This is a genomic window from Micromonospora sp. MH33 (assembly GCF_003013775.1).
Classification (GTDB): domain Bacteria; phylum Actinomycetota; class Actinomycetes; order Mycobacteriales; family Micromonosporaceae; genus Micromonospora; species Micromonospora fulviviridis.
On sequence record NZ_MUYZ01000397.1, the window covers coordinates 1 to 4,913 of the forward strand.

The window sequence follows — 4,913 nt, forward strand, 5'->3', positions numbered from 1 at the left end:
CCCGACCAGGGCGCGCAGCATCGGCGGTACGCCGGCGGCGGTGACCGCCGCGCGCAGGGCGGGCACGTCGACCACGGCCGGGACGAGGGCGTCGGCGTCGGCGGCGACCGCCGCGTCGAACAGCGCGGCGCCGACCGGGGCGGTGATCAGGCCGAGACCGGCGCGGGACACCCGGGACCGGTCGGTGTCGCTGAGGCCTGCCGCCATGCCGTCGGTGTCCCACATCCCCCAGGCCAGGGAGTGGGCGGGCAGCCCGCGTTCCCGCCGGTGACCGGCGAGGGCGTCGAGGAAGCTGTTGGCGGCGGCGTACGCGCCCTGGCCGGGGGAACCGAGCACGCCCGCGATCGAGGAGAACGCGACGAACAGGTCCAGGTCGAGGTGGGCGGTGGCCTCGTGCAGCCACCAGCCGGCGTCGACCTTGGGGGCGAGCACCCGGGCCAGCCGGTCGGGGTCGATGCCGGTGACCACGGCGTCGTCGAGGACGCCGGCGGTGTGCACCACTCCGGCGAGCCGTTCGCCGTCGGTGAGCCGCCCGACGAGGTCGCGTACGGCGTCCCGGTCCGTGACGTCGCAGGCGAGCACCCGCACCCGGGCGCCGAGGGCGGTCAGCTCGGCCGCCAGTTCGGCCGCCCCGTCGGCGTCGGGGCCGCGCCGGCTGACCAGGGCCAGCGAGTCGACCCCCCATCCGGTGACCAGGTGCCGGGCGAGCAGGCCGCCGAGGGCGCCGGTGCCGCCGGTGACGAGCGCGGTGCCGCGCGGCGTCCAGCTCCGTCCGGCGCCGGCCGGCCGTCCGGCCCGCACCAACCGCCGGGCGTACGCGCCGGAGGCCCGCAGCGCCACCTGATCCTCGCCGGGTTCGCCGCCGAGCAGCCGGCGCAGCCGGGGTACGGCGTGCGGGTCGACCGTCCCGGGCAGGTCGACGAGACCGCCCCAGCGGTGCGGGTGTTCGGCGCCCAGCACTCCGCCGAGGCCCCAGAGCAGGGCCTGGTCGGGTTCGACGGTGGGGTCGCCGGGGTCGACGGTGGCGGCCTGGCGGGTGGCGATCCAGAGCCGGGCGGTGATTCCGGCGTCGCCGAGCGCCTGGGCGAGGGTGACCGTGTCGGCGAGCCCGAGCGGCACGGAGGCGCTGTCCGGGTGGGTCCCGGACGCGAGGCCGAGCAGCGACAGCACGGTCTCCGGCGTGGCGACGTCGGCGAGGTAGCGGGTGAGCTCGGCGCGCCCGGCGCCGGAAGGCACGGGCAGCACCCGTACGCCGGGTGCGGTGAGCGCGGCCGCCCACTCGGCCGCCGGCCCGTTCTCCTCGGCGGGCACGACGAGGAGGAGGTCGCCGACGTCGGGCCGGCTGCTGTCGGGGAGTGCCTGCCAGCTGACCCGGTAGCGCCAGGAGTCGAGGGCGGTCTCGCTCTCCTGCCGGCGTCGCCAGGCGGAGAGGGCGGGCAGCACGTCGGCGAGGGGCGCGTCGGGGTCGACGGCGAGGGCGGCGGCGAGCGCGGCGACGTCCTCGTTCTCGATGACCTGCCAGAACGCCGCGTCGTCGGTGTCGCCGCCGTGGCCGCGGCTGCGGGCGTCGAGCCAGTAGCGCCGGTGGTGGAAGGCGTAGGTGGGCAGGTCGACGGTGCGGGGCTGCTGGCCGGTGGCGGTGAACCAGGCGGTCCAGTTGATCCGGGTGCCGGTGACGTGCAGCCTCGCAAGGGCGGTGGTCAGGGCGGTGGTGTCGTCCTGGTCGCGGCGCAGCGCCGGGATGTGGTGCACCGGGCCGTCGGCGGTGGTTTCGGCGGCCATGGCGGTGAGGGTGGCGTCCGGGCCGACCTCCAGGAACGTGGTGACGCCCAGGGTGTGCAGGGTGGCGATGCCGTCAGCGAACCGCACCGCCTCGCGCACGTGCCGCACCCAGTACTCCGGCCCGGCGATCTCGGCCGGGTCGGCGAGCTGACCGGTCAGGTTCGACACGACCGGCAGACGCGGGGCGTTCCAGTCCAGGCCCTCCACGACCGCACGGAAATCGGCCAGCATCGGCTCCATCAACCGCGAATGAAACGCGTGACTCACCGGCAACCGCTTGACCCGCCAGCCCCGCTCGACACACTCCCCCGCGAGTCGGTCCAACTCGACGACCGGGCCGGACAACACCACCGACCCCGGCCCGTTCACCGCCGCCACATCAACCGCAACCGCAGCCACGTCGGCCGGGACCGTCGCGTGGTCACGGGCAGGGGCGAGGAGGTTCCGGACCTGTTCCTCCGACGCGGCGACGGCGAGCATCCCACCACCAGCCGGCAGCGCCTGCATCAACGCACCACGAGCCGCCACCAGCGCGCAGGCGTCCTCCAGCGAGAGCATCCCGGCCACGTAAGAGGCGGTCACCTCACCGATCGAATGGCCGGCCAGATAGTCGGCCGTGACACCCCACGACGACAGCAACTCGTGCAGGGCCACCTCGACCGCGAACAACCCCGCCTGCGTGTAGACGGTCTGGTCCAGCAACACCGCGAGGTCGCTGCCCGGCTCGGCGAACACCACCTCCCGCAACGGACGGTCGAGCCGGCCCTCGAACAGGGCGCACACCCGATCGAACGCCTCCGCGAACACCGGGAACCGGCCATACAGGTCCCGGCCCATGCCAGGGCGCTGCGCACCCTGACCGGTGAACAGCAACGCCCGCCGACCCGTGGTGACCGCGCCGGTGATCAGGCCCGGCGCGGACCCGCCCTCGGCAAGCGCGGACAGGCCGGCCAGCAGACCGTCCCGGCCCGCGGCGACCACCACCGCCCGATGCTCCAGGGCCGCCCGCGTGGTCGCCAGCGACCAACCGACGTCAACGGCAGACAGGTCCTCGTGCTGATCGACGTGCCCGGCCAGGCGCGCCGCCTGACCGGCCAGGGCCTCCGCCGACCGCGCCGACACCAGCCACGGCACCACCGGCAGATCGACCACCGCCGGGTCCGCCGACGGCACCGGCTCGGGTTCCGGCGCTTCGAGGATCACGTGCGCGTTCGTGCCGGAGATACCGAACGACGACACCGCCGCCCGACGCGCCCGCTGCGCCACCGGCCACGGCCGCGCCTCGGTCACCAGGCTGACCGCGCCTGACGACCAGTCCACCTTGGACGAGGGTGCGTCCACGTGCAGCGTCGGCGGGACGAGGCCGTGCCGCATCGCCAACACCATCTTGATCACGCCCGCCACACCCGCCGCCGCCTGCGTGTGCCCCAGGTTCGACTTCACCGAGCCCAGCAGCAGCGGTTCGTGCCCGTCCCGCCCCCGCCCGTACGTCGCCAGCAACGCCTGCGCCTCGATCGGATCACCCAACGTGGTGCCCGTACCGTGCGCCTCCACCACGTCCACATCCACCGGCGACAACCGCGCCGCCGCCAACGCCGACCGGATCACCCGCTGCTGCGCCGGACCGTTCGGCGCCGTCAACCCGTTCGACGCCCCGTCCTGGTTCACCGCCGAACCCCGGACCACGGCGAGAACGCGGTGGCCGAGCCGGCGCGCGTCGGAGAGCCGTTCCAGGAGCAGCACGCCGACGCCCTCGGACCAGCCCGTACCGTCGGCGCCCTCGGCGAACGACTTGCACCGCCCGTCGGGGGCGAGGCCGCGCTGCCGGCTGAAGTCGACGAACGTCTCCAGGGTGGTCATCACGGTCACCCCGCCGGCCAGGGCCAGGGTGCACTCGCCGGAACGCAGCGACTGCACGGCCAGGTGCAGCGCGACCAGCGACGACGAGCAGGCGGTGTCGAGGGTGAGGGCCGGCCCCTCGAAGCCGAGGGTGTAGGCGACCCGGCCGGAGAGCACGCTGCTGGCGGTGCCGCCGCCGATGAAGCCGTCCAGGGTTTCCGGGATCTCGCCGAGCCCGGCGGCGTAGTTGTGGTACATCATGCCGGCGAACACGCCGACCCGGTTGCCGCGCAGCGAGAGCGGGTCGATCCGGGCGTCCTCGATGGCCTCCCAGGACGCCTCCAGCATGAGCCGCTGCTGGGGGTCCATGGCCAGCGCCTCGTACGGGGAGATCTTGAACAGCTCCGGGTCGAAGTTCCCGGCGTCGTGCAGGAACCCGCCCTCCCGGGCGTAGGTGCTGCCGCGCCGCTCCCCCGTCGGGTCGTACGCCCGGTCGGTGTCCCAGCCCCGGTCGACGGGGAATCCGGTGACGCCGTCGCCGGCGGCGGCCACCAGGTCCCACAGCTGCTCAGGTGAGCGGACCCCACCCGGGTAGCGGCAGCTCATCCCGACGATGGCGACGGGCTCGTGGGTCTTCGCGTCGACGGCCCTGAGCCGTTCGCTGGTCTCGTGGAGGTCGGCGGTGACGCGCTTGAGGTACTCACGGAGCTTGGCTTCGTTCGCCATCGGGGATTCACCTGTCGCGGGGTCAGGACCGGCCGAAGCGGCTGTCGATGAAATCGAAGAGTTCGTCGTCGCTGGCGTCGTCGAGGGTGGCGGTGACGCCGCCGTCGCCGTCCCAGCGGGTGAGCAGGGCGCGCAGCCGGGCGGCGACCGTGGATCGGATCTCCTCGTCGGCCGCCAGCTCGGCGAGGGTCTCCGGCGGGGTGGCGGCGAACGCCGCTTCGAGGCGGTCCAGTTCGTCGAGGAGGGTGGGCGCGGCCGGGCCGGGTCCGAGCTGCGCCAGCAGGTGCCCGGTGAGCGCGGCCGGGGTGGGGTGGTCGAAGACCAGGGTCGCCGGCAGGGACAGCCCGGTGCGGGTGGTTAGCCGGTTGCGCAGGTCGACGGCGGTGAGCGAGTCGAAGCCGAGTTCGGTGAAGGACCGGTCGGGGCCGACGGTGGCCGTCGACGCGTACCCGAGCACCTCGGCGACCTGGCCGGCGACCAGCTCCTCGACCAGGCGGCGCCGGTCCTCGGCGGGGGCCGCGGCGAGCCGGTCGCGGAGGCCGCCGGCCGGGGCGGCGGCGCGCCGC

At 74.8% G+C, this 4,913-nt stretch carries 2 protein-coding genes; both read right to left on the reverse strand.

Going from position 1 to position 4,913, the window contains the following annotated elements:
• On the reverse strand, window positions 1–4,347 hold a 4,347-nt coding region (locus B0E53_RS33095; protein ID WP_210406310.1), incomplete at its 3' end, for a type I polyketide synthase.
• Between the two features lie 22 nt (window positions 4,348–4,369).
• Window positions 4,370–4,913: acyl carrier protein (locus tag B0E53_RS33100; RefSeq protein ID WP_107079548.1), on the reverse strand; the 544-nt coding region annotated here is incomplete at its 5' end.